This is a genomic window from Streptomyces sp. NPDC006335, from assembly GCF_040612795.1.
Classification (GTDB): Bacteria; Actinomycetota; Actinomycetes; order Streptomycetales; family Streptomycetaceae; genus Streptomyces.
On record NZ_JBEXQX010000017.1, the window covers coordinates 62,898 to 87,867 of the forward strand.

Annotated in this window: 19 protein-coding genes; 10 read left to right on the plus strand and 9 right to left on the minus strand. The window is 73.3% G+C overall.

Annotated features, from left to right (window positions below; genetic code table 11):
• Window positions 1-71: 71 nt before the first annotated feature.
• Together ABZ098_RS35000 and ABZ098_RS35005 are read right to left on the minus strand one after the other, a co-directional pair.
• Window positions 72-1,265, minus strand: a complete 1,194-nt coding sequence (locus ABZ098_RS35000) for a lycopene cyclase family protein (RefSeq protein ID WP_356597764.1) — start codon at window positions 1,263-1,265, stop codon at window positions 72-74.
• Window positions 1,266-1,408: 143 nt separating this feature from the next.
• A complete protein-coding gene (locus tag ABZ098_RS35005) occupies window positions 1,409-1,996 on the minus strand; it encodes a sigma-70 family RNA polymerase sigma factor (protein ID WP_356597765.1) in 588 nt (195 codons plus the stop codon).
• 255 nt (window positions 1,997-2,251) lie between these two features.
• Between ABZ098_RS35005 and ABZ098_RS35010 the strand changes: the two genes are divergently transcribed.
• The 4 genes from ABZ098_RS35010 to ABZ098_RS35025 are packed head-to-tail and all read left to right on the plus strand — an operon-like array spanning window position 2,252 to window position 7,123.
• Window positions 2,252-3,574, plus strand: a complete 1,323-nt coding sequence (locus ABZ098_RS35010; RefSeq protein WP_356597766.1) for a polyprenyl synthetase family protein — start codon at window positions 2,252-2,254, stop codon at window positions 3,572-3,574.
• The gene (locus ABZ098_RS35015; RefSeq protein ID WP_356597767.1) at window positions 3,571-5,109 is read left to right on the plus strand and encodes a phytoene desaturase; all 1,539 of its coding nucleotides are present in this window, start codon (window positions 3,571-3,573) and stop codon (window positions 5,107-5,109) included. Before ABZ098_RS35010 ends, ABZ098_RS35015 begins: the two co-directional genes overlap by 4 nt.
• Window positions 5,106-6,113 (plus strand): phytoene/squalene synthase family protein, encoded by a 1,008-nt coding sequence (locus ABZ098_RS35020; protein ID WP_356597768.1) that lies wholly within the window; start codon window positions 5,106-5,108, stop codon window positions 6,111-6,113. The genes ABZ098_RS35015 and ABZ098_RS35020 overlap by 4 nt, the downstream gene beginning before the upstream one ends.
• A complete protein-coding gene (locus ABZ098_RS35025; protein WP_356597769.1) occupies window positions 6,110-7,123 on the plus strand; it encodes a DUF5914 domain-containing protein in 1,014 nt (337 codons plus the stop codon). The genes ABZ098_RS35020 and ABZ098_RS35025 overlap by 4 nt, the downstream gene beginning before the upstream one ends.
• Before the next feature lie 32 nt (window positions 7,124-7,155).
• Here the strand turns inward: ABZ098_RS35025 and denD are convergent, their stop codons facing one another.
• Entirely contained in the window at window positions 7,156-8,172 is a 1,017-nt protein-coding gene (gene denD, locus ABZ098_RS35030) for a D-erythronate dehydrogenase (protein WP_356597770.1), read from the minus strand.
• Window positions 8,173-8,492: 320 nt separating this feature from the next.
• Between denD and ABZ098_RS35035 the strand changes: the two genes are divergently transcribed.
• Window positions 8,493-9,359, plus strand: coding sequence for a hypothetical protein (locus ABZ098_RS35035; protein WP_356597771.1), 867 nt, complete (start codon window positions 8,493-8,495; stop codon window positions 9,357-9,359).
• A 187-nt stretch (window positions 9,360-9,546) separates the two neighbouring features.
• Here ABZ098_RS35035 and ABZ098_RS35040 read toward each other — a convergent pair whose 3' ends face one another.
• From ABZ098_RS35040 to ABZ098_RS35060, 5 genes are all read right to left on the minus strand, one after another.
• Window positions 9,547-10,425: an SDR family oxidoreductase gene (locus ABZ098_RS35040; RefSeq protein ID WP_356597772.1), complete on the minus strand. Its 879-nt coding sequence runs from the start codon at window positions 10,423-10,425 to the stop codon at window positions 9,547-9,549.
• A gap of 57 nt (window positions 10,426-10,482) precedes the next feature.
• Window positions 10,483-10,944, minus strand: a complete 462-nt coding sequence (locus tag ABZ098_RS35045) for a hypothetical protein (protein WP_356597773.1) — start codon at window positions 10,942-10,944, stop codon at window positions 10,483-10,485.
• 46 nt (window positions 10,945-10,990) lie between these two features.
• The gene (locus ABZ098_RS35050) at window positions 10,991-12,610 is read right to left on the minus strand and encodes an NAD(P)/FAD-dependent oxidoreductase (protein ID WP_356597774.1); all 1,620 of its coding nucleotides are present in this window, start codon (window positions 12,608-12,610) and stop codon (window positions 10,991-10,993) included.
• On the minus strand, window positions 12,603-13,103 hold the full coding sequence (locus ABZ098_RS35055; RefSeq protein ID WP_356597775.1) for an SRPBCC family protein: 501 nt from the start codon (window positions 13,101-13,103) through the stop codon (window positions 12,603-12,605). Before ABZ098_RS35055 ends, ABZ098_RS35050 begins: the two co-directional genes overlap by 8 nt.
• A 285-nt stretch (window positions 13,104-13,388) precedes the next feature.
• Window positions 13,389-13,868: an ATP-binding protein gene (locus ABZ098_RS35060; protein WP_356597776.1), complete on the minus strand. Its 480-nt coding sequence runs from the start codon at window positions 13,866-13,868 to the stop codon at window positions 13,389-13,391.
• A gap of 162 nt (window positions 13,869-14,030) precedes the next feature.
• Between ABZ098_RS35060 and ABZ098_RS35065 the strand changes: the two genes are divergently transcribed.
• The 5 genes from ABZ098_RS35065 (at window position 14,031) to ABZ098_RS35085 (ending at window position 23,495) form a co-directional block, all read left to right on the plus strand.
• A complete protein-coding gene (locus tag ABZ098_RS35065) occupies window positions 14,031-14,411 on the plus strand; it encodes an STAS domain-containing protein (protein ID WP_356597777.1) in 381 nt (126 codons plus the stop codon).
• Window positions 14,412-14,654: 243 nt separating this feature from the next.
• The gene (locus ABZ098_RS35070; RefSeq protein ID WP_356597778.1) at window positions 14,655-18,929 is read left to right on the plus strand and encodes a HAMP domain-containing protein; all 4,275 of its coding nucleotides are present in this window, start codon (window positions 14,655-14,657) and stop codon (window positions 18,927-18,929) included.
• A gap of 100 nt (window positions 18,930-19,029) precedes the next feature.
• On the plus strand, window positions 19,030-21,396 hold the full coding sequence (locus ABZ098_RS35075; protein ID WP_356597859.1) for a SpoIIE family protein phosphatase: 2,367 nt from the start codon (window positions 19,030-19,032) through the stop codon (window positions 21,394-21,396).
• A gap of 69 nt (window positions 21,397-21,465) precedes the next feature.
• Window positions 21,466-21,774 carry a hypothetical protein gene (locus ABZ098_RS35080; protein ID WP_356597779.1) on the plus strand — a complete coding sequence of 103 codons (309 nt, stop codon included), beginning with the start codon at window positions 21,466-21,468 and terminating at the stop codon, window positions 21,772-21,774.
• A gap of 11 nt (window positions 21,775-21,785) precedes the next feature.
• On the plus strand, window positions 21,786-23,495 hold the full coding sequence (locus ABZ098_RS35085) for a RecQ family ATP-dependent DNA helicase (protein ID WP_356597780.1): 1,710 nt from the start codon (window positions 21,786-21,788) through the stop codon (window positions 23,493-23,495).
• Here the strand turns inward: ABZ098_RS35085 and ABZ098_RS35090 are convergent.
• Complete coding sequence (locus ABZ098_RS35090) at window positions 23,464-24,927, minus strand: ornithine decarboxylase (protein WP_356597781.1); 1,464 nt, start codon at window positions 24,925-24,927, stop codon at window positions 23,464-23,466. The genes ABZ098_RS35085 and ABZ098_RS35090 overlap by 32 nt on opposite strands.
• Between the last annotated feature and the right edge of the window lie 43 nt (window positions 24,928-24,970).

The following is a 24,970-nucleotide window of genomic DNA, read 5'->3' on the forward strand; positions in this document are numbered from 1 at the left end:
CCTGGTACGGGTCGTCGGGGGGGCCGGGGATCGGGCCGCACGATGTCGGGCTCGGGGGGCCGCACCGCGGGTCAGGGGCCGGGGAACGGGCGTCGGGGCAGCCGGGGCACTTCCGCGGCGGCTCGCAGCATGGGCAGGACGGGGGTGCGCAGACCGATGGCGAGTTCTTCGTACGGTCGTGTTCCGCCGTCGAGGAAACGCAGGAGCCGGCTCATGGGGATCCTGGTGAACAGGCGTGCGAAAAAGTCCGCGCCGTCCACCAGGCCGCTGTCGAGGGCGTGCAGCAGGACCGCGTCCATGGCGCGGGAGCGGGGCGAGTGCGGCGACGGGGGTACGGGCCGCCGGCCTTGGCGCAGGGCCGCCGCGACGGCCGCGGTCTGGCGCTGCACGCCCGCGAAGGTGTAGCCCGTCGAGGGCCGGGTGGCTCCGCCGGCCGCCCCGATACGGAACAGGGACTCGCCCGTCTGCCGGGCGAACCTCGCGTCGGTCATCGGGATGACGCCGGTCTCGGTTCCGGTCACCTCGAAGTCCCCCAGCCCGAGCACGGTCCCGGTGTAGTGGCGCAGCGCCTGGTCGTACGCGTCCGCGGACAGGACGGCCGGCGAGAACTCCGTGTACTCCACCAGGGCCTGGTCCGGACGGGTGGGCAGCACGTAGCCGAAGGAGAGGCCCTTCGCGGGCTGGGAGGTGCGCAGGTCCATGAACTCCACGCGGGCCGGGTCGAAGACCGGGCGGCCGGTGCGGACGAACCAGCCGTGGAAGTGCTGGAGCAGCGTCGTACGGGCCGCGGGGAGGCTGCCCAGCGGCCGGGAGTCGAACACCCAGCGGGCCTGGACGGACGCGGGGCGCCCGTCCCCCGTACGGGCGTCGATCCGCGCTCCCTGCGGGAGTCCTTCGACGCTCTCGACCGTCGCCTCGACGCGCCGTACCCGTCCGCTCCGGTCGAGGGCGTTCGCGACCAGGGCCTCGAAGTCGTCCGAATGGATCATCTTGTAGCGCAGCGGGGAGATGTCGTGCTCGATCGGCTCCCCCGTGGGCCGGTGCACCCGCAGGCGCTGCCACGACCTGGTCACCGCCGCGTCGTAGGGTCCGCGGCCGGTCTCCCAGAAGCACCAGGTGCGCCGGGGCGGGCGCAGCGGGCCGGGCGGGGCGTCCACGAGGACGACGGACGGCTGCCGGGCGCCGGGGGCGGGTAGGGAGAGGCGGTGGGCCAGGGACAGCCCCGCGGCCCCCGCGCCGATGATGGCGACGTCCGCCTCGTACATGACCGGGTCACTCCCTCCGCGACTTCGCCGTGCCCTGCGGCGGTGTTCCGGTCGCAGTACCCGTCCGGATGCGGATGTCACCTGCCGAGCGTCGCGTGATCCGTCTGTCGCGGGCGACGGGGTGCATCGGTTCTGCGTCGTTGTCACGCGGCGCACTCGACGAGATCGTCCCTGCGCAGGCGGCCGGCGAGGCGGCGCAGGCCCCGGCGGGCGTGGCTCTTGACGGTTCCCAGGGGCCAGCCGGTGAGCTCGGCGATCTGGGTCTGGGTGAGGTCGTCGTAGAAGGCGAGGTTGAGCACCCGGCGCTGCGGTGCCGGAAGCTGCGACATCTCGTCGGCGAGCAGGACACGGTCGAGGGCGGCCTCCGGCAGTACGGCCTCGTCGTCGGCGCGCAGCAGCAACTGGGCGCCCGCGGCGGCGACGAGTTCGTTGCGCCGGGTGCGGGCGGCGAGCGCGTCGGCGATCTTGCGGCGGGCGATGCCGGTGAGCCAGCCGGGCAGGGTGCCGCGGTCCGGCGCGAAGCCGGCGCGGCCCCGCCACGCGGCGAGGAACACCAACTGGGTGATGTCCTCCGCCTCTCTCGCGTCCCCCAGGGAGCGTCTGGCGAGCGCGTGGACGAGCGGGCCCCACCGGCGGTGCACGACCGTGAGGCATGCCTCGTCCCCTTTGAGGAACCCCTCCACGAGGTCGCTGTCGTCGATGTCCCCGCCGGTTCGCTGTGCGGTCGTCATCGTCACTCCTCCGCTGGGCCTGGTGGTCGCCGAGAGCGACTGCGGCCCTTCCACCCTGCGGATTCCGCGCAGGAGCAGCAACTTGCATCGACTTCGCATCGAATCGAGCGGACGGGTGGGACACATGTCCAGCGGGACCGGTCCTTCCCTTCCCTCCCTTCACCTTTCCGCCCCGCATCCGTCTCCGCCACCCGAGGCGAACCGGTCATGACGACGCCAGCTCCGATCACGAGGATCCAGACGAGGGGAACCGGCATGAGTTCCACCGTGGCCAAGGGCCACCGCGCGGACCGGACTCCGTGCGCACCCACGACCGCCGAACGGGTCTCCCCCGCGCCGCCCCGCCGGACGGCCGCGGAGACCGGCCACGGCCAGGGTGACCACCGGCGCGCCACTCCGCCCGCGACGCGTCCGGCGTACGGCGACGATCCGCGGGCCGTGGACGCGGACGTGACCCACGCCGTGCGCACGGTGCTCGGCGACCTGCTCGACCGTCAGGTGGCCGCGGCCGAGGCCGTCGACCCGCTCTTCGGCGAGGACCTGGCCGCGCGGGTCGCCCGCTTCACGCGGGACGGCGGCAAGTTCGGCCGCTCCCGCTTCGTGTGGTGGGCGCTGCGGGCCTGCGGCGGCGACGAGCCCTGGCGGACTCGGTCCGCGCTGCGGATCGGCGCCGCCCTGGAGCTCATCCAGACCTGTGCCCTGGTCCATGACGACGTGATGGACGGCGCGCGCTCGCGCCGCGGACGGCCCGCGCTGCACATCGACGTGGCGGCCCAGTACGCCGGTGCGGGCGACGCGCGACGCGCTGGGCGCCTCGGGGAGGCCGCGGCGATCCTCGCCGGTGACCTGGCCCTGGCCTGGGCGGACGACGTGGTGGCGGACACCGAGCTGCCGCGCCCCACCACGCGGCGGGTCCGGGACCTGTGGAGCGCCCTGCGCACCGAGATGGTGGCCGGGCAGTACCTGGACATGCAGGGCGAGGCGACCTCGGCGCGTTCCGTGGCCAGGGCGATCCGCGCCGCCTGCCTCAAGAGCGCCCTGTACTCGGTGGAACGCCCGCTCGCGCTGGGGGCGGCGCTGGCCGACGCCGGCCCGGCCGCCACCAGGGCCCTGTGTTCGGCGGGCCGCTGCGTCGGGCTGGCCTTCCAGCTGCGCGACGACCTCCTCGACGTCTTCGCGGATCCGCGCGACACCGGCAAGCCGACCGGCGGCGACATCCGCAGCGGCAAACCCACCTACCTCGCCGCGGTCGCCCAGGCGCGGGCAAAGTCCTCGGGCGACCGGCGGGCCCAGGACCTGCTGCGCGACACGCTCGGTCGTACGGACGCCTCCGACGCCGAAGTCGCCGCGGTGCGCGAGGTGTTCGTGGCGATGGGCGCGCGCGACACCGTGGAGGAGAAGATCCGCAGGCTGGTCGCCCAGGGACTGCGCCACCTGGACACGGCGCCCCTCGAACCCGAGCCCACCAGGCAGTTGCGGACGCTGATGCGCTCCGCGAGCGGCGCGGCCGGCGCCGGGGCCTCCGACGCGGTGGCGGTCTCCCTGACCCTGGCGGCCGGCGAGGGGGCAGGCCGATGACGCGTACCGTTCCCGGGCGCACCGACCATGTGGTGGTCGTCGGCGCCGGCCTGTCCGGTCTGGCGGCCGCGCTGCACCTGCTGGGGGCCGGACGCCGGGTGACCGTGGTGGAGCGCGACGCGTCACCCGGTGGGCGTGCCGGGCGGATCGTCCGCGGCGGCTACCACATCGACACCGGGCCCACGGTCCTGACCATGCCTCACCTGGCGGACGAGGCGTTCGCCGCCGTCGGCGACAGCCTGGACGCCCGGGTCGACCTGGTGCCGCTGCACCCGGCGTACCGGGCCCGGTTCGCCGACGGCAGCGCCCTGGACGTCCACACCGGTGCCGAGGCGATGGAGGCGGAGATCGAGCGCTTCGCCGGGGGCCGCGAGGCCGCCGGGTACCGCCGGTTGCGGGCCTGGCTGGAGCGGCTCTACCAGGTGCAGATGCGGCGCTTCATCGACGCCGACTTCGACTCGCCCCTGCACCTGCTCCATCCGGACCTCGCACGCCTGGCCGCCCTCGGCGGGTTCGGGCGTCTGGACGCGCGCATCGGACGCTTCCTGCACGACGAGCGGCTGCGGCGCGTCTTCTCCTTCCAGTCCCTGTACGCGGGGGTGGCACCGGAACGCGCCCTGGCCGCGTACGCCGTCATCGCGTACATGGACACCGTGGCGGGCGTCTGGTTCCCGCGCGGCGGCATGCACGCCCTGCCCGGGGCGATGGCGGACGCCGCCGCGGACGCGGGGGCCGACCTGCGCTTCGGGCAGCCGGTCACGCGCCTGGAACGCTCCGGGGACCGGATCACGGCCGTCATCACCGACAGCGGCCGTATCGCCTGCGACGCCGTGGTCCTGACCCCTGACCTGCCCGTCACCTACCGGCTGCTGGGCCGCGCCCCGAGGCGCCCGGTGGGCCTGCGGTTCTCGCCGTCCGCCGTGATCCTGCACGTCGGCACGGACCGCACCTGGCCCGCTCTGGCCCACCACACCATCTCCTTCGGCGCGGCCTGGCGGCGGACGTTCGCCGAACTCACCAGGTCCGGCAGCCTGATGACCGATCCGTCCCTGCTCATCACGCGCCCCACCGCCACCGATCCGAGCCTCGCCCCGCCCGGACGCCACCTGCACTACATCCTCGCCCCCTGTCCGAACACCGTCCTCGGCCCCGACGCGGCCGACTGGGGCGACCTGGGTCCGCGCTACCGCGACAGTCTCCTCACCGAACTGGAGCGGCGCGGCCTGCCCGGTCTCGCCGCCGCCGTCGAGGAGGAGTGCGTGGTCACCCCGGCCGACTGGCAGGCCCAGGGCCACGCGGCCGGCTCGCCCTTCTCCGCGGCCCACACCTTCGCGCAGACCGGGCCTTTCCGGCCACGCAACCTGGTGCGGGGCACGGTCAACGCGGTCCTCGCCGGCTGCGGCACCACCCCCGGCGTCGGCGTCCCGACCGTCCTGCTGTCGGGCAAGCTCGCCGCGGCCCGCATCACCAGCGGTGCCCGCCCCGGGCGGCCGCGCCCCGCCGTACACGAAACCCGGGAACGGAGGCCGGCATGACCGACCGTGAACTCGACGCGGCAGGCGTCACCGAACCGGCACTGCGGCAGTCGTACACCCGCTGCCGACGGCTGAACGCCCTGCACGGCAGGACGTACTTCCTCGCCACCCGCCTGCTGCCCGTCGCCCGCCGGCCGGCCGTGCACGCCCTGTACGGCTTCGCCCGCTGGGCCGACGACATCGTCGACACGGTCGACGGTACGACCACCACCGCCGAGCGGGCCCGACGGCTGACCCTGCTCCAGCACGAGCTGGAGTTGGGACTGCGGGCGGGCGACAGCCCCGAGCCGGTGGTCCACGCCCTGGCCGACACCGCGCGGCGCTACGACATCGACCACCGCCACTTCACCGACTTCATGACCGCCATGCGCGCCGACCTCGACATCACCGGCTACGCCACCTACGCCGACCTGCGCACCTACACCTACGGTTCGGCGGAGGTCATCGGCCTGCAGATGCTGCCGGTGCTCGGCACGGTCGTCGCGCGCGAGGAGGCGGCACCGCACGCGGCGGCCCTGGGCGTGGCGTTCCAGCTCACCAACTTCCTGCGGGACGTGGGCGAGGACCTCGACCGCGGCCGCGTCTACCTGCCCGCCGACCTGCTGGCCGCCCACGGCGTCGACCGGCAACTGCTGCGCTGGAGCCGGGAGACCGGCCGGCCCGACCGCCGGATCACCGGCGCCCTAAGGGAGTTCGAGAAGCTGACCCGCCAGCTCTACCGCGAGGCCGCACCGGGGCTGGCCATGCTCGACCCGGTCTCGCGCCCGTGCATCCGCACCGCCTTCGTCCTGTACGGCGGCATCCTGGACGCGGTCGCCGCGGACGGGTACCGCTCGGTGCAGCGCCGTGCCGTGGTCCCCGGGCGCCGCCGTGCCGTCGTGGCCCTCGACGGGCTGGTCCGGGTGGGCGCGGCGCGACTGCGGCACGGCACGGCCCGCGAGCAGATGGACCCCCCGCCGGACCCGGCGGCCGACACCTCATCACCCTGGCGGAGGATCGCATGAAGCCGCGGCGACCCGCGGGACGCGCCCGCTACCCGCTCGCCCTGCGCCGCCGCCCGGTGCGGTGGGAGAACCAGCAGCCGACCTGGCGGCAGGCCCGGCCCGCCCTGATCGCCGAGGCGCTGAAGCGGGCCCAGGCCCGGCCGTCCGGCAACTGGTACGTCGTCGGCGCCACCCGGGACGTACACCGGGACCGCCCTTTGTCCGCGACGGTGGCCGGGCGGGAACTGGTGGTGTGGCGCACCGCCGACGGGCGGCTCGCCGCGGGTCCCGGCATGTGCCCGCACCTGGGAGCACCGCTCGCCGACAGCCCGGTGCGTTGCGGGACCCTCGTCTGCCACTGGCACGGACTGGCCCTGGACGGAGGGCCGTTCGCCGGCTGGGAGCCGCTGCCCGTGCACGACGACGGGCTGCTGGTCTGGGTGCGCCTGGACCAGATGGGCGGCGAACCGCCGACACGGGCACCGGTCGTCCCGCCCCGGCCCCGGCTGTCGCGCTCGGTCGCCGCCGTCTACACCGGGGTGGGCGTCTGCGAGCCGGAGGACGTCGTGGCCAACCGGCTGGACCCCTGGCACGGGGCCTGGTTCCACCCGTACTCCTTCGTCGACCTGACCGTGGTCGACACCCCCGCCCCGGAGGGGGTGGGCGAGGACGGGTTCACCGTGGACGTCTCCTTCAAGGTCGCCGGGCGCGTCGTCGTGCCGGTGCGGGCCCTGTTCACCACGCCCGAGCCACGGACGGTCCTCATGCGCATCACCGGGGGCGAGGGCCTGGGGTCCGTGGTCGAGACGCACGCGACCCCGCTCGGCCCCGACGAGCTGGGGCGGCCGCGCACCGCCGTCGTGGAAGCGGTCGTGGCCGCCTCCGAACGACCGGGATTCGCCGCGGCCCGCGCCGCGGCCCCCGTCCTGCGCCGCCTGATGACGGCGGGGGCGGCGCGGCTGTGGCGCGACGACCTGGCCTACGCCGAACGCCGCTGGCTGCTGCGCTCCAGCGGACGCTTCCCCGGCTGACCCTCTCGAAGGCGGCCGTGTGCCTGCCGCGTTCAGTCCGACGGGGCGGCGACCGCGTCGGAGTGATCGGTGAGGTAGTCCTGGAGCACCGACTGGAAGCTCGGGTCGGGGCCGAGTCCCAGAGCTGCGGCGCGCCGGTGGTCGAGGACGGCCGGCCAGGAGCCGACGATCGCCTCGACCGCCGGGTCGGGGGCGACGGTGACCCGGTCGGCGACCGTGTCACCGGCCACCCGCCGCAGGGTCGCGAGCATGTCGGCGACCGAGACGGTCAGGGCGGGCAGGTTGACCGGCAGCGGGCCCTCCAGGCGCCCCGGGCCGGTGCCGCGTTCGGCCTCGGCGACGCGGAGGATGCCCTCGACGGTGCGCCGTGGTGAGGACAGGGCCACTCGCAGACTGGGATCGACCGGGCAGACGGCGGGCTGGCCGGCGAGCGGCTCGCGGACGATGCCGGACAGGAAGCCGGAGGCGGCCGCGTTCGGCCTGCCCGGCCGTACCGCCACGGTCATCAGCCGCGCGACCCGCCCGTCGACGAAGCCGCGTCGGGTGCAGTCCGCGACGAGCTGTTCGCACATCAGCTTCTGGGTGCCGTAACTCGACCGCGGTACCGGCACCGTCGTCTCGCTGACCGCCGGCGGCAGAGGCAGGGCCGGGTGGGAGCCGTAGACGGCGAGACTGCTGGCGAACAGCACGCGCGGCACCGGCCCGCCCGACCGGGACTGCGCCCGCGCCGCCTCCAGCAGCGCGCGGGTGACGTCCACGTTGGCGCGCATCCCGAGGTCGAAGTCCGCCTCGCACTCGGCCGACACCGCGGCGGCGAGATGGAACAGCACGTCCACCGGCTCGGCGAACACCGCGTCCAGGTGCCCGAGCAGGTCCCCGTGCACCACCTGGACCGGCACTTCGGCCCCCTCCCGGTGGTCGGGCCGGGCCACGCGGTCCACCAGCACCAGACGGCTGATCGGCCCGCCGCCGAAGGTCCCGGCCCGCGCCAGCGCGCCGACCAGCAGTCGTCCGAGGAACCCGGACGCACCCGTCACGACGATTCTCACCTGTTCATCTCCCACCTCGGCCGACGCGCTCCCCCACGTGATATCAGGGCAGAACACGCAAGCCAGGACGCCTCCACGTGCCGAACTGGTGAAAGATTGACGGGAGTTGTGAAGACCGACAAGAATGCGGCTCGCTCGCTGCGACTGAAGCGAGCGAAGTGACGCGAGTGGCTCAGCCACGGCACGCATTCCCACTCTCCGCCCACCGCGGTCGCTCGCGTCCTGCCACCTCCCACACTTCGAAACCGCTAGGGCATATCTTGACGCGCCTTTCACGCTCCAGAACGTCGGCCGCTGTCGCCGCAACCGCCTTCCTCGCCATGGCCACTCCCCTCATCGGGGCCACCACCGCCGCCGCCACGCCCGAGGGCGGCTGCCGCACGGCCACGGTTCAGTACCGCCTCGTCGACGCCGCCGGAAAGCCGGTCGAAGCCGACTGGACCTCGCAGGGCGGATTCCACCAGTGGTCCGCCGCCCCCGGCACCGTCGAGGTACGGCTGGCCCCGGGACAGACCGTCGGCGAGGGCTGCAAGTACCCGGTCTCGCTGGCCGAGTACACCACCGAGGGCCCGAACTGGTACACCTCGGGCCTCCAGACACTCGTCGACCACGCCACCGTCTACCTCGGCGCCGCGGACCTTCCCGGCGCCGACGACGCCGAGCGGACCTGGCAGAAGCTCACGGTGAAGACGCCGGACTGCTACGGCCAGATCGACCTCTACGGCGACGACGTCATCTACGACGGCGGGTCGGGAGAGGGGCACGGCCCCGCGCCCTACCAGCCCGACAACGTCGTCACGCCCTACCACCTGATCGCCGCGTGGAACGGCGGCGACAAGTCGTGCACGCCCGAGCAGCCGAGCTCGCCCACGCCCCCGGCCTCCCCGTCCACGCCGGACAGCCCGAGCAGCCCGCCCGCCAGTCAGCCGCCCGCGGACGAGACGACCCCGCCGGCGACCTCGACGACCCCGCCGCCCACCTCCACCACTCCGCCGACCACCCCGGACGTCCCTCCGCTGGAGTCGACGCCCCCCACCTCCCCCGCGCCCTCGCCGAGCGACAGCACACCGCCGCTGGCCGAGACCGGTTCCAGCGCTCCGGTCGGCCCGATAGCGGGCGGCGCGGCGGCGGTGATCGCCCTCGGGGCGGCCGCCCTCTACGGCACCCGCCGCGCACGGCGTTCCTGACCAGGACCGCTGCCGACACCGCCACGCGGTGAGGCATCCGCCGCTTTCGCCCCGGACACCGGACACAGCCGGTCGACCGGACAGGGGTCCGGGGCGAAACCGGCGTCGCGGCGGCGCATCGAACGGGTGCGAACGGTGACGGGCAGGGCGGCCCCGGCCCAGGCCCCCTCCCCGATCTCCTGCCGGTTCAGTCCTGGCCGCGCGAGCCGCGGTCGGCAAGGCCACCGGCGCCGAGGGGGCCGGTGTACGCCACGGACCCTTCCGCCTCCAGTCGGGGCAGCGCGCGGCGCGACACACGCAGCACAAGGGGTGGCAGGGCCGCGCGCACCGGCTGGGTCAGGCGCAGCCAGGCCGGCGCGTACACGGCCGTACGGCGTCGTTCCAGGCCCCTGACCAGACGGGCGGCGACGGTTTCGACGGGGTACACACGGCGGGCCGGCGCGGGCATGCCGGAGCGCAGTCCCCGCAGGACCGCGTGCCGGTCGGCGTCGCGGATCATGTCGGTGTCCGTCCAGTTGAGGTAGCCGACGCCCACACCGACACCCCGGTGCGCCACCTCCGCCCGCAGCGAGTGCGCGAAGGCCTCGGCCCCCGCCTTGGAGGCGCAGTAGGCGCTCATCAGCGGGGCCGCGCCGATCGACGCGAGCGAGGCGATCTGGAGGAAGTAGCCCGCCGTGTCGAGGAGGTCGGGCAGGAACACCCGGGCGGTGTGGGCGCTGCCGGTGAGGTTGACGTCGACGACGCGGCTCCAGGCGTCCGGCGGCGGGGTGAGGAACGGGCCGCCTTCGGCTATGCCCGCGTTGGCCACCACGGCCGAGGGCGGTCCGAGGAGGGCCCGCACGGTGCGGGCCGCGGCGGCCAGCGCGTCCGGGTCGGTCACGTCGACCTCGACGGCCAGGGCCGGCCCCGGCAGGGACTCGGCCACCGCTTCCAGGAGGGCCTTCTCATGGCCCAGCAGCGCCACCCTGGCACCGCGCCGGGCGAGCTCGCGGGCCAGGGCCGCGCCCAGACCGCGGGCGGCTCCGGTGACGGCCACCGTCCGGCCGGCAAGGGGACTGTCGCGCATGGCCGGCTCTCCTTCCGTGGAACGTGTGCCCTGGCGCCCGCGGGGGCCGTCGGCCTCTCAGGTCCCGCCGGCGGGCGGACGGGCGGTGTGGTCGGGGTGGCCGCAGGTGCGGCGCTCCTCCTTCATCTCCGCCTCGTACAAGTGGTCACGGCCTTGCGCGAGTTCCTGCACCGCGCTCGTCTCCAACTGCTGGAAGGGCCGGTAGTAGGTGGCGTTGTAGGCCTCGACGATCTGGAACGTCCAGTGTCCGGGGATGACGTTGCGGCCTAGGATCTCCGAGCGGACCTTCGCGGCCCATTCGGGGTGGCCGGCCTCCTCCAACAGCCGTACAGCATGGTCGAGTTGCAGATCGGCCGTGCCGGTGAGCTGGTGGAAGTCGTACAGCCTGCCTCTGGCCCGCTCGGTCGTCTCCAGTGCCTTGGACAGCGCCCCGAGGGCCTCGACGGTCGTGTCGTCGACCCCCGCGGGGCGCCGGTGGTCGTGGTCGGGGCCGCCGGGGGCCACCTCGTGTTCGTGCACTGCTCCTCCTCGCGGATACGGCCGCCCCGGCGGGCGGCGCCCTGGGTCAGCGCCTGCTTCCGGTGCGGTCGCGGCGGGTCAGGAGTCGTTGGGCGCGGGCGAGCCCGGCGGTCCGGTGGCGGTGCAGGGCGGCCCTGGCCGCGTTGGCGCCCGGTGCTCCGTGCACGCCACCGCCCGGGTGGGCGCCGGAGGAGGCCAGGAACAGTCCGGGGACCGGGGTCTCGGGGCGTCCGGTGCCGGGCACGGGGCGGAAGACGAGTTGCTGGTGGAGGGCGGTGGTGCCGCCGTTGATGGCGCCGCCGCTGAGATTGGCGTCCATGGCCTGGAGGGTCGGAGGCGCCAGAACGCGGCGGGCGCGGATCAGGTCGCGGAAGCCGGGCGCGAACCGCTCCACCTGGCGTTCGACCCGGTCGGCCATGAGTTCCTGGTCCTTGGTGTCCCACTGGCCGGTGATGCCCTCGTCGGCGGCGTCGGCGCCGATCTCGTGGGGGACGTGGGTGTAGGCCCAGGCCGATTCCGTGCCCTGCGGGGAGCGCGTGGTGTCGGCGGTGGTCATCTGGCCGAACAGCAGGAAGGGGCGGTCCGGGACCTGCCGCATGGCGATCTGCGCGGCGAAGCGGGTGAGTTCGTCCACGCCGTCGGCGAGGTGCACGGTGCCGGCCCGGGACGCCTGCTCGGCCCGCCAGGGCACCGGTCCGTCGAGCGCCCAGTCGACCTTGAAGGTGGCGAAGTCCCACTGGAACCGGCGCAGGTCCTCCAGGAGCTGGGCGGGCAGGTGCTCGGGGTCGAGGAGGCTTCCGTACAGGGCGGGCACCGACACGTCCGCCAGCACCGCCCGGCGGGCCCGTACCGCGTCACCGGCCGCCGTCCGTACGCCGACGGCCCGGCCGCCGCGGACGACGATCTCGTCGACGCGCTGCCCGCAGCGCACCCGCCCGCCCCGGGCCTGGAGGCGGCGGACCAGGGACTGGGTCAGGGCGCCGGCGCCGCCGACGGGGACGGGGAAGCCGTACGTCTGCCCCAGCATGGCCATCAGCCAGCCGAAGCCGCCGCTGCCCGCCGCTTCCGGGGCGAGGTCGGCGTGCAGGGCGTTGCCGGCCAGCAACAACCGCCCGCCCTGTCCGCGGAACTCCTCCTCCCCCATCCGCCGTACCGGAAGGACCAGGGTCCGGGCCATCCGCAGGCCGCCCGCGGCGCGCAGCCGCCGCGCCAGGCGGGCCGTCGCGCGGACCGGCGGGAAGGGCGTGAACAGGGCGTCCAGGATGTCGGGCCGTAGGGACTGCCACACGTCGTGCAGCCGCCGCCACGCGTCCCCGTCACCCGGCGCGAAGGCGTCGAGGGACGCGGCGGTGGTGTCGACATCGCGGTCCAGCAGGGCGCAGCTCCCGTCGGTGAGGGGGTGTGCGACCACACTGGGGGCGTTGCTCCAACGCAGTCCGTGGTCCTCCAGGCGCAGCCCGGCGAGAACCGGGGAGGCGACCGCGAGCGGGTAGAAGGCACTGAAGAGATCGTTGACGAACGCGGGATCGACGCCGTGGTCGTGGCGCACCGCGCCGCCCGGCTCCGGTTGCTCCTCCAGCACCTCGACGCTCCAGCCGGCGTCCGCCAGCAGGTTGGCGGCGACCAGACCGTTGGGGCCCGCGCCGATCACCACGGCGTCAGGCATGACCGGCTCCCTGCACGCCCGGCACCGCCGCCCGGGCCGGTGCGGGGTGCGCGGCGTCGCGGGCCGGGTCCTCGCACAGCCTGGCCAGTCGGGCGAGCATGGTGCGGTGGCGCAGCTGGATCAGCGCGTCGAAGCCGACGTTGTGCAGCCGGCCACCGGCCCCCTGCAACGGGTGCTCGTCCACGATGACCAGGCAGTGGTCGCCCCACGGCCGCAGCTCGATCGCGATGCGGGCGGTGCCCAGCACGCCGGCGTGGGCCTCCAGCTCCAGACACACGCCTTCCTCGCAGCGGCGTACGACCGTCTCGTTGGTCAGCCGGAGCGGGCCGAGGCGGACCTCGAAACGGATCGCCGCGTCCTTGTGCGGCCACTTGCCTCGCGCCGGCTCGGACTGCGCGGTCCCCACGACCCATTCCGCGTAGCGGTGACCGTCGGCCAGGACGTCCCACACGGCACTCGGACCGACTCGGATCAGACGATGGCGACGAGCCACGGATACCTCCAGGACTGTGTGTACGGAGAGCTTCGGTCGTGAGCCCTCGTCCGGATGCACCGTCCCGGCCCCGGTCCTCCCGTAGGGTCGCGGGCTCCCTCACCCGTCCGGCAGGTGACGCAGAGCACCCTTTGTGGCTCGCCGATGAGGAGTGCCCATGTCCGCGGAGTTCAAGCGGCGACAGCCGGCCGCCCGAACGCCGGGCACACCTGTCACCGGCGCACCGGCGCCGAGCCGGTCGGCAGGAACCGCCGTCACACGTTCCGGACCAGCGGTCCGGGAGCCCTACCGCGGATCGTCGGTCAACGTCAGGCGGGCCGTGACGCACTTGCCGACCGGCTCCCGGCGCACCTCGATTCCCTGGACGACCGCCATCACGATCTCCAGACCGTGCTGACCCACCCGCCCCGCGTCGGCGGCGCGAGCCAGCGGAAGGGTCGGGTCGGTGTCCCAGACCTCGATCTCCAGCATGCCGTCGGTGATCCGCAGGTGCAGCAGTACCGGCCCCGGCGCGTATTTCAGCGCGTTGGTGACCAGCTCGCTGACCACCAGCTGCCCCAGGTCCATGGTGCGGGCCGCCACCGGCAGCCCGTACTCCTCCTGCACCCACGTCAGGAACTTCGACGTCTGGGCCCGCGCGTCGGCGATACAGCCGTCCGCTCCGTCCAGGGCCACGGTCACCTCGGCAGGTGCGGCTTCCGGCATCCGCGAACACTCCTCAGGCAGGACCCGCACCCTGCCGACCATCTCCAGTACCCCGTTCATGAGCGCGCGGTTACCCCGTGATTCGCGACTTACGCCTGTGCCGCGCTGTTCCTGATGCTGCCGCCGAAACTGAAGGGCCGTCTCATGCATCGCCCCCGGCCTTCCTGGGCAACGGTGGCACCAAGGACGTGGCAGCCCTCATCGAGTGCGCAGAGGACGCAAGTGGCAGACAACCGGGAAGCAGCGGGTCACGGCACATTGACCGTGGTCCGGACCGACGCCGACGGCATCACCGTCCTCGGCCTCGACGGAGAGATCGACCACCAGAGCGTGGGCGGCCTGACACGGGCCCTGGCTCCGGCGGACGGCGCCGTCGGTCAGCGGGTCGTCATCGACCTGAGCCGGGTCACGTTCATGGACTCCAGCGGTGTCAACGCCCTGATCGCCGCGTTCCAGGCCGCCCGGAACGCGGGGGGATGGCTGCGGCTCGTGCTGGTGCGGGGTGCCGTGCTGCGCACCTTGCAGCTCGTGGGACTCGACACCGTCATCCCCTTCCACCCCACCCTGGAGGACGCCCTCGCGTCGACGCGGCCGGGCCCGTGAAAACCGTGACGAGTACCCGGGATCTTCACCCTCACACCACTTTCATGACCTTTTTTCGGGCGGGTCACAACGCTCTCCCCAGCCTTTTGTCGAGGCTCGGCACCTGGGTTAATCTTCGACGGATTTCTCATCGGGCAGCTCCGTGGGGTGCGGAATTGTCGCTGGTGAGCGGGCCCTTGAGGAGCCCGTCACGGTTCCGAGTCCTCGGTGCGGGGGCTCTTGGGGAGCGGAACGAGGGTGCGCATGACCAGCACGTCGACGGAGGCCCGCGAACAGGCCCCGGGTGAGCAGGAGCTACGCCAGCTGCTGGCGGGGCTGACGGCCGTGCGCGACGGCGACTTCGGCACCCGGCTGCCGTCCGACGGACAGGGTCTGCTGGGCGACATCGCCACGGTCTTCAACGGCATGGTCGACCAGCTGTCCGTGTTCACGTCGGAGGTCACGCGAGTGGCCCGCGAGGTGGGCACCGAGGGCACGCTGGGCGGCCAGGCGGAGGTTCCGGGGGTCTCCGGCACCTGGGCGGACCTGACCGACTCGGTCAACGCGATGGCGGGAAACCTGACCACGCAGGTCCGTGACATCGCCCAGGTGGCGACCGCTGTGGCCAAGGGTGACCTCTCCCAGAAGATCGACGTGCCCGCGCGCGGGGAGATCCTTCAGCTGAAGGAGACCGTCAACACGATGGTCGACCAGCTCTCCGCCTTCGCCGACGAGGTCACCCGCGTCGCCCGAGAAGTCGGCAGCGAGGGGCGGCTCGGCGGACAGGCGCAGGTGCCCGGGGTGGGCGGGGTCTGGCGGGACCTCACCGATTCGGTCAACTTCATGGCGGGAAACCTCACTTCCCAGGTCCGCAACATCGCCCAGGTGACGACGGCGGTGGCCCAGGGCGACCTCTCCCAGAAGATCACCGTCGACGCCCGCGGCGAGATCCTCGAACTCAAGAACACCATCAACACGATGGTCGACCAGCTCTCCGCCTTCGCCGACGAAGTCACCCGCGTCGCCCGAGAAGTCGGCACCGAGGGGCGGCTCGGCGGACAGGCGGACGTCAAGGGGGTCAAGGGCACCTGGCGCGACCTCACCGACTCCGTGAACTTCATGGGCGGCAACCTCACCGCGCAGGTCCGCAACATCGCCCAGGTGGCCACGGCGGTCGCGCAGGGCGACCTCTCCCAGAAGATCACCGTCGACGCCCGCGGCGAGATCCTCGAACTCAAGAACACCATCAACACGATGGTCGACCAGCTCTCCGCCTTCGCCGACGAAGTCACCCGCGTCGCCCGCGAGGTGGGCACCGAGGGCAACCTCGGCGGCCAGGCGATCGTGCGGGGCGTGTCGGGGACCTGGAAGGACCTCACCGACAACGTCAACGTGATGGCCTCCAACCTGACCGGTCAGGTCCGCTCGATCGCCCAGGTCGCCACCGCCGTGGCCCGCGGTGACCTCTCGCAGAAGATCACCGTCGAGGCCAAGGGCGAGGTCGCCGCTCTGGCGGACGTCATCAACACGATGGTCGACACGCTCTCCGCGTTCGCCAACGAGGTCACCCGCGTCGCCCGAGAGGTCGGCACCGAGGGCCGCCTCGGTGGGCAGGCGCAGGTGCCGAACGTGGCAGGCACGTGGAAGGACCTGACGGACAACGTCAACTCCATGGCCAACAACCTCACCGGGCAGGTGCGCAACATCGCCCTGGTGACGACCGCCGTGGCCAACGGCGACCTGTCCAAGAAGATCGACGTCGACGCCCGGGGCGAGATCCTGGAGTTGAAGACGACCATCAACACGATGGTCGACCAGCTCTCGTCGTTCGCCGCCGAGGTCACCCGCGTCGCCCGCGAGGTCGGCAGCGAGGGACGGCTCGGCGGACAGGCCGAGGTCGAGGGCGTCGAGGGCACCTGGAAGCGGCTGACGGAGAACGTCAACGAACTGGCCGGCAACCTCACCCGGCAGGTCCGCGCGATCGCCGAGGTCGCCAGCGCCGTCGCCGAGGGGGACCTGACGCGGTCGATCCGGGTGGAGGCCTCCGGCGAGGTCGCCGAGCTCAAGGACAACATCAACTCCATGGTGGAGTCCCTGCGCGAGACCACCCGGGCCAACCAGGAGCAGGACTGGCTCAAGACCAACCTGGCCCGGATCTCCAGTCTGATGCAGGGCCACCGGGACCTGCCCGTGGTCGCCGAGCTCATCATGGACGAGCTCACCCCTCTGGTCTCCGCCCAGTACGGCGCCTTCTACCTGGCCGAGGACACCGAGCGCGGGCACGAGCTGCGGCTGGTGGGTTCGTACGGCTACCCGGACGACGACGAGCGGCCCACCCGGATCCCGGTCGGGCGCTCGCTGGTCGGGCAGGCCGCGCGCAACCGCCGTATGGTCACCGTGGAGGAGCTGCCCGAGGGGTACGTCACCATCTCCTCCGGACTCGGGCATGCCGTGCCCGCCGCTCTGGTGGTGCTGCCGATCGTGGTCGAGGAGCAGGTCCTCGGGGTGATCGAGCTGGCGTCGGTCAGCCGCTTCACGCAGATCCACCAGGACTTCCTGGCGCAGCTGATGCCGACCATCGGCGTCAACCTCAACACCATCGTGGCCAACGTCCGCACCGACGAGCTGCTGGACGAGTCCCAGCGGCTGACCGCCGAACTCCAGGCCCGCTCCGAGGAGTTGCAGGTCCAGCAGGACGAACTCCAGCGCTCCAACGCCGAGCTGGAGGAGAAGGCCTCCCTGCTGGCCTCGCAGAACCGCGACATCGAGGCGAAGAACCTCCAGATCGAGCAGGCCCGGCAGGAACTGGAGACCCGCGCACAGCAGTTGTCGCTGGCCTCCAAGTACAAATCGGAGTTCCTGGCCAACATGAGCCACGAGCTGCGCACCCCGCTCAACAGCCTGCTGATCCTGGCCCAGTTGCTGGCACAGAACCCCTCGCGCAACCTCACGCCGAAGCAGGTCGAGTACGCGGGCATCATCCACTCGGCGGGCTCGGACCTGCTCCAGCTCATCAACGACATCCTCGACCTGTCCAAGGTCGAGGCCGGCAAGATGGACGTGGCCCCCGAGCGGGTCCCGCTGCGCCAGCTCCTGGAGTACGTCGAGGCCACGTTCCGGCCGATGACGACGCAGAAGAGCCTGGAGTTCACCGTCGCCACCGCGCCCGGTACCCCGGCCGACCTGCTCACCGACGACTCCCGGCTGCGGCAGATCCTGCGCAACCTGCTGTCGAACGCGGTGAAGTTCACCGAGCAGGGCGGTGTGGAGCTGCGGATCGAGCCCGCGGCCGACCGGGAGGTGCCGGCGGGCGTGCACCGGGGCGGCCCGATCGTCGCGTTCCGGGTCAAGGACACCGGCATCGGCATTCCGCCGCAGCAACTGGAGACGATCTTCGGGGCGTTCCAGCAGGCCGACGGGACGACCAGCCGCAAGTACGGCGGCACCGGGCTCGGTCTGTCCATCACCCGGGAGATCGCCCATCTGCTGGGCGGCGCGGTCACCGTCGACAGCACTCCCGGCCAGGGCAGCACGTTCACCCTGTACCTGCCCGTCGCACGCGCCGACTTCGAGGAACTGATGGAGGGCGGCGGACGTCCGGCGGAACAGCCGTCCGGCACCGCCGGCGCCCTGGAGGCGGCCGAGCCCCGGACGCTGACCGCCGCCGCGCCCTCGCCCGAGCACCGCAGGCGCCGGCTGCTGGTCATCGAGGAGCGCCCGCGGGGTCTGCTCACGCTGGTCGCCGAGCGGGCCGTCGCGGACCTCGCGTACGACTCCGACGATCCGCACGGGGCGATCGACATCATCACGGCGGTGGGGGCGCAGGAGGCCGCGAGCACGCTGGCGGCCGACCCCTGCCACTGCGTCGTCCTCGAACTCGGCATGCCGCACGACGAGGGCGCCGACTTCCTGGAGGCCATGGGCGGGGACTCGGCGCTGGCCAGCGTGCCGGTCCTGATCCACACCGGGCACCGCGTGGACCTGGCCCAGGAGCAGGGTCTGCGGGCCCTGGCGGGCGACCGGCCGCTGGACTTCCTGTCCAGCCTGGACGACCTGCGCGAACGCATCACCCTTCACCTGTCCGCCGAGCAGCCCGGCGACGTGCTGTCGCTGGTGCGCCCGGAGGAACCGCAGCGCCCCGCCGCGCAGGTGGTGGACGACTCCTTCCTCGGCCGCACGGTCCTCGTGGTCGACGACGACGCCCGCAACCTGTTCGCGCTCAGCGGGGTGCTGGAGCTGCACGGCTTCCAGGTCCTGCACGCGGACAACGGCCGCAAGGGCATCGAGATGCTGCTCGCCCACCCCGACATCTCGCTGGTCCTGATGGACGTGATGATGCCGGAGATGGACGGGTACGCCGCCACCGCGGAGATCCGTTCGATGCCGCAGTACGCGGAGCTCCCCATCATCGCGGTCACCGCGAAGGCCATGCCGGGCGACCAGGAGAAGAGCCTGGCGTCGGGTGCCAACGACTACGTCACCAAGCCCGTCGACACCGGCGACCTGATCGCCCGCGTCCGACGGTGGCTGCCCGTGTGAGCGCGCGCAGAGCCCACCAGCCGACCGCGTGACGTCCCACCCGAGGAACAGGCCCACCGTGAGTGATCTCCGCCAGCCGTCCGAGCCCCAGACCGCCCCCCTGGGCGGCCAGCCCGCCGTCGACGGCGACGGGCAGGCCTCTCCCGTCGGCAGGCTGGCGGCGACCGTGGAACGGCTGCGCCAGGAGGTGCGGGCGGCGCAGGCCGAGGCGGACGGGCGGGCCCTGATCGAACTGGCCAAGGGCATCCTGGTCGAGCGGCTGGGCTGCGGCCCGGCGCAGGCATCGCGGCAGCTCGCCGAGCTCACCGCGCAGGCCGGGGTCACCCCGCTGGAGTTCGCCGTCGAGGTGATCAACCAGGCCTCGCGCGACCGGCTGTCGGAGGTGACCAGCGCCTTCCTCGCGGCCACCGCCTCCGCCGATCCGCCCGACGGGCACTCCTCCGCCGTACGGCTGCGTACCGCGGAGAGCGGGGCGCTGGCCGCCGACGACACCCAGGCCGTCGCCGACTCCCTGCTGGAGCACGCGCTCACCCCGCTGGGCGCGGAGGCGGTGGCCATCTGGGCTCTGGGGTCCGACGGGTCGCTCGCGCTGGCGGGCAGCGCCGGGTTCTCCGCAGCCGAGGCGGGACGCTGGCGCCATGTGCCGCCGGGTGTGACGACGGTGGCCCGCCGTGGGCTCACCGAGCGCTCGGGGGAATGGATCCGCAGTCTGTCCGAGACCGGCCTGCCGTCCATCGGCCAGCACGACCACCCCGACGGCGGGCGGGTCGCCGTTCCGGCCGGTACCGGCGGGCGCATCCACGGTGTGCTGGAGATCGCCTGGCCCACGCCGCTGGAGTCCCCTCCCCCGGCGATCGTCCGCCAGATCGAGGCGCTCGCCGAGCTGTGCGCGCACACCTTGGAGACGTACACGCTCCAGCACCCCGACGGCGCCCCGGCCCCGCGCGTCCTGCCGGACGTCTCCGAGCTGATGGACCTGGCCGACGGGCTGCATGATCCCGCCCTGGTGCTGGTGCCGCACCTGGACCTCGACGGGCACCTCGTCGACTTCCGCATCCACCACGTCAACAGTCGCTTCCTCGACCCGGCGGGCCGGCCGCGGGGCGCCGTGAACGGCGCGCTGCTGCTGGAGGCGTACCCGATGGCCGCGGGCCACAGCGAGCTGTTCGACCGGATCGAGCGCGTCTACGCCACCGGCGAGCCCTTCCGCGCCCACCGCATGCGGCTCACCGCCCTGGTGGACGACGTCCAGCTCGCCGCGGTCGCCGACATCAACGTCAGCCGGCACGGCGACAGCGTGCTGCTGATCTGGCGCATCGAGGACGAGACGGCCCGCCTGGCGAGCCTGCTCCAGCACGCCCAGCGCCTGGGGCGCATCGGCGGCTTCGAGGAGAACCTGCTGACCGGCGAGATCACCTGGAACGGCCAGCTCTACCACCTCTACGGCAGGCCCGTCACCGACTCCCCCGTGCCGCTGGAGGAGCTGGCCGCCCACGCCCACCCCGACGACGCCGTGGCCATCGGACGGTTCCTGCGCACCCTGCTCCACCAGCGCCGTCCCGCGTCCACCGCGTTCCGGCTGCAACGCCCGGACGGGGTCACCCGGCACATCCGGGTCGTGGTCGAACCGGTCCTGGACTCCGCCGGTCAGCTCTACCTGTTGCGCGGCGCCTACCAGGACATCTCCGCGCACCACTGGACCGAGGTCGCCCTCGCCGCCACCCGGGACCAGCTCGCCCACACCGAGCAGCAGGCCAGCGAACGCAACCGGCTGACGCTCCAGTTGCAGCACGCCATCATGCCGCCGACACAGGCCCCGCTGGAGGTTCCGGGGCTGGACGTGGCGGTGCGCTACCGGCCCGCGGAGACCCAGCACCTGGTGGGCGGCGACTGGTACGACGCGGTCGTGCTGCCGTCCCGGCTGGTGCTGCTGTGCGTGGGCGACGTCGCGGGCCACGGCATCGAGGCGGCCACCAGCATGGTCGTGCTGCGCAACGCGCTGCGCGGGCTCGCCGTCACCGGCGCCGGGCCGGCCCAGCTGCTGTCCTGGCTCAACATGGTGGCCCACCACCTGACCGGTGCCGTCACCGCCACCGCGGTGTGCGGTCTGTACGACCCCGAGAACCACACCCTGCGCTGGGCGCGGGCCGGGCACCTGCCGCCGGTCCTGGTGCGCGGCTCGGACGCGGCACCGCTGCCGCTGGTCACGGGGCTGCTGCTGGGCGCCGTGCCGGAGGCGAGGTACGAGGAGCACGAGGTCCAGCTCGCCGTCGACGACACGCTGCTGATGTACACGGACGGTCTGATCGAACGCCGGGACCGGTCCGTGGAGGAGTCCCTCGCGCAGTTCCTGACGGTCGCACGCGCTGTTCCGCCCACGCTGGACCAGCAGTTGGACCGTCTGCTCACGCACAGCAGGTCCGACACCGACGACGACACCTGCATCGTGGGAATCCGCGTGGCCTGAGGTCGGCGCGGGGGGCTTGTGTCCGCGCGTACGGGGAACGCGGTTGCTCCGAACGAGCGGGGAGTCGTCATGCCACGCGTCAAGGAGTACCGCGTCGCCGCGTCCGGTCAGTGGACGGACGAGGAGGAGGGACGGCGCCGGCTGCCCGCGGGAGAGGTCCACGCGTGGGAGCCGGGCCTGAACCAGACGGTCTGCGGTCTTTCCCTCAGCCGCTCGCGGCTGGACCGGTTCCCGCACGTCACCTGGTCCGACACGATCCCGGAGTCCGGGGGCGCGGCGGACCGGGTGCGGCGCCTGTGTCCGCGCTGTGCCTCGGTGGCGGGACGCCGTGGGGGCGACGCCCGCCCGAAGTGGCAGCGCACCAACCCCAGACCGTGAAGGGAGCCGGCATGGCCGACAGCAGGAGGAGTCGCGGAGTCCGGGACCGGTTGGCGCGGGCCGCCGACGAGGTGTTCGGCTGGAGCGAGCTGCGGCCGGGGCAGCTCACCGCGATGGAAGCGGTCATGCGGGGCCGGGACACCCTGGCCGTCATGCCCACCGGCGCCGGGAAGTCGGCAGTGTACCAGGTGCCGGGGCTGCTGCTCGCGGGGCCCACGGTGGTGGTCTCCCCGCTCATCGCCCTCCAGCGGGACCAGATCGCCGGCCTGCTCGGTCACGCCGACGCCCCCGACGCCGTCGCGGTCAACTCCGCCCAGGCGGCCGGGGAGACGGAGGCCGCCTGGGACGCGGTCCGGCACGGCGACGCCGAGTTCCTGTTCCTCTCCCCCGAGCAGCTCGCCAAGGACGACGTGGTCGAGCGCCTGGCGCAGGCCGCGCCCTCGCTGTTCGTCGTCGACGAGGCGCAGTGCGTCGCCGCCTGGGGCCACGACTTCCGCCCCGACTACCTGCGCCTGGCCCAGGCCGTCCGGCGGGTGGGCCGGCCCCCGGTCCTCGCCCTGACGGCCACGGCCGCCCCGCCGGTGCGCGAGGAGATCGTGGAGCGGCTCGGCATGGAGGATCCGGCGCTGGTCGTGGCCGGTTTCGACCGGCCGAACATCGCGTTGGAGGTGCGCCGCTTCCTGGACGACACGGAGAAGCGCCGGGTGGTCGTGGAACGCGCCGCCGCGGAACCCAAGCCGGGCATCGTCTACACCGCCACCCGCCGGGACGCCGAGGCGTACGCCGACGACCTGGCCGCGCTGGGCCTGTCGGCCGCCGCCTACCACGCCGGGCTGACAGCCGGTGAGCGCTCGCGGGCGCACGACGCCTTCCTGGCCGGCGAGACCGACGTCGTGGTCGCCACCTCGGCGTTCGGCATGGGCATCGACAAGGAGGACGTGCGGTTCGTGCTGCACGCGTCCGTGCCCGGCTCGCTCGACGCCTACTACCAGGAGATCGGCCGTGCGGGGCGCGACGGCGGGCCCGCGGTCGCCGTCCTGCACTACCGGACGCAGGACAGCGGCCTCCAGCGCCTGTTCGCGACGCGGGCGCCGGACGAGGACACTCTCGGCGCGGTCGCGGAGCGCGTTCACGGCAGCGGCGCCCCCGTCACGCGGGACGACATCGCGCAGGAGACGGGGCTCACGCGCAGACGCGTGACGGCGGCGGTCAACCTCCTGGAGCAGGCGGGGGCGGTGCGCGTGGAGGACGACGGGCGGGTGCGCGCCGTGGCCGGGACGACGGCGGAGGACGCGGCCGCCCGGGCGGCGGAGGAGGCCCGGTCCCGCAGAAGGCTGGAGCAGTCGCGGCTGGCCATGATGCTGGAGTACGCAGAGACGACGGGCTGCCGGCGCCGGTTCCTGCTCGGTTACTTCGGGGAGCCGTACGACGCCCCGTGCGGGGCCTGCGACCTGTGCGCGTCCCCCTCCACCGGCGACACCGTCGTGGACGGTGTGGGGGACACGGGCGAGGAGCCCCGGGAGACCCCTTCGCCTGCGGCTGCCTCCTACGCGGCGGGCACCCGCGTGCAGCACACGGAGTGGGGAGAGGGCACGGTGATGAGCGAGGAGGGCGACCGCGTCACCGTGCTGTTCGAGTCCATGGGATACCGGACGCTGTCCCTGGCCGCGATCGCCGGCAAGGGCCTCCTCAGCGCCGCGCCACCACCCGCAACGTCTTGACCGAGGGGTCGGCGGCGTCCGGGATCAGGACGCCGTGCTCGACTCCGCTGCGCAGGTAGTCGAGGACCTCGTCGGTGATGACCTCGCCGGGTGCGATCACCGGCACGCCCGGCGGGTACGGGCTGATCATCTCCGCTGCGACACGGCCCGCGGCCCGCTCGGCGGGGACGTGGTCGACCTCGGCGAAGAAGGCCTCGCGCGGCAGCATGGCCTGCTCCAGTTCCAGGGCCGAGGGCTCGGGCAGGCGTACCGGCGGCCTGCGCTCGATGGAATCGGCGCCCTCCGTGAGGGCCCGCAGGGCGTCCAGGAGCGTCTTCTCCGTCTCGTCGTCGTCCGCGTGCGTGATCGACGCGCTGATCCGGCAGGTGTCGGAGCCGCCGAGGTCCACGTGCCGCTCGGCCCGCAGCCACTCGGCGGCCTGCATGCCGCTGATCCCGAGTTCGCGCACGTCGATGACGATCTTCAGCGGGTCGAAGGCCGCGGCGAGTCCCTCCTCCACGATCTCCTGCCCCATGGGCCGCAGCCCCGGCAGCTCCTCGGCCGCCAGCCGGATCCGTTCCGCGCGGCGCAGCGCGGCGTCCAGGAGGTCGTGGCCCTGCTCGACCATCTGGCGGCGCCAGCCGTCCAGGGTCAGGTACACCAGGGAGGAGGCGCTGGTGGTGCCGAGCAGGTCCTCCCGTTGCTTGAGCGCCTCCGGGGAGACCCGGTCGTACTGGAGGTGGAAGACGGAGCTCTGCTCGATCGCCCCGCCCATCTTGTGGACGCTGGTGACCACCAGGTCCGCCTCGGCGTCCATGCCCCAGGCGGGCAGCTCGGGGTGGAAGGGCAGATGGGCGCCCCACGCCTCGTCGACGATGAGGGGCACGCCGAACTCGTGGCACACCCGTGCCACGCCCCGGATGTCGGCGCAGGTCCCCCAGTCGGTGGGGGTGATCAGCAGCATGCCCTTGGCGTCGGGGTGCTCCTGGAGGCTGCGGCGTACGTCCTCGGGCTCCGGCGGATGGGCGAGGTGCCGGTCGCGGTCGAACTTGGGGTGGACCCAGATCGGTTCGACGCCGTTGACGACGACGCCGGAGATCACAGACTTGTGCGCGTTGCGCGAGAGGAGCAGCTTCTCCCCCGGGCCGGCCACGGCCAGCATGGCCGTCTTGACGGACAGGGAGCTGCCGCACGTGGAGAAGAACGCCTGCTCGGCCCCGACCGCGTCCGCCATCAGGTCCTGTGCGTCACTGAGCACGCCCTGGGACTGACGGCGGTCGTCCAATCCGTTGAGGGACAGGACGTCCGAGCGGAACACGTCGAGCCCGACGATCTCCGCCACCCGCGGGTCGACGCCGCGGCCCTGCTTGTGGCCGGGCGGGCCGAAGGCGACGTCTCCGCGCCGCCGGAACTCCTCCAGCGCCTCCAGCACGGGCACCCGTGAGTGATCCATCGTTCCTCCCAGTCCGTCCGCCCCGTTCCGTTGTCGGGACCGT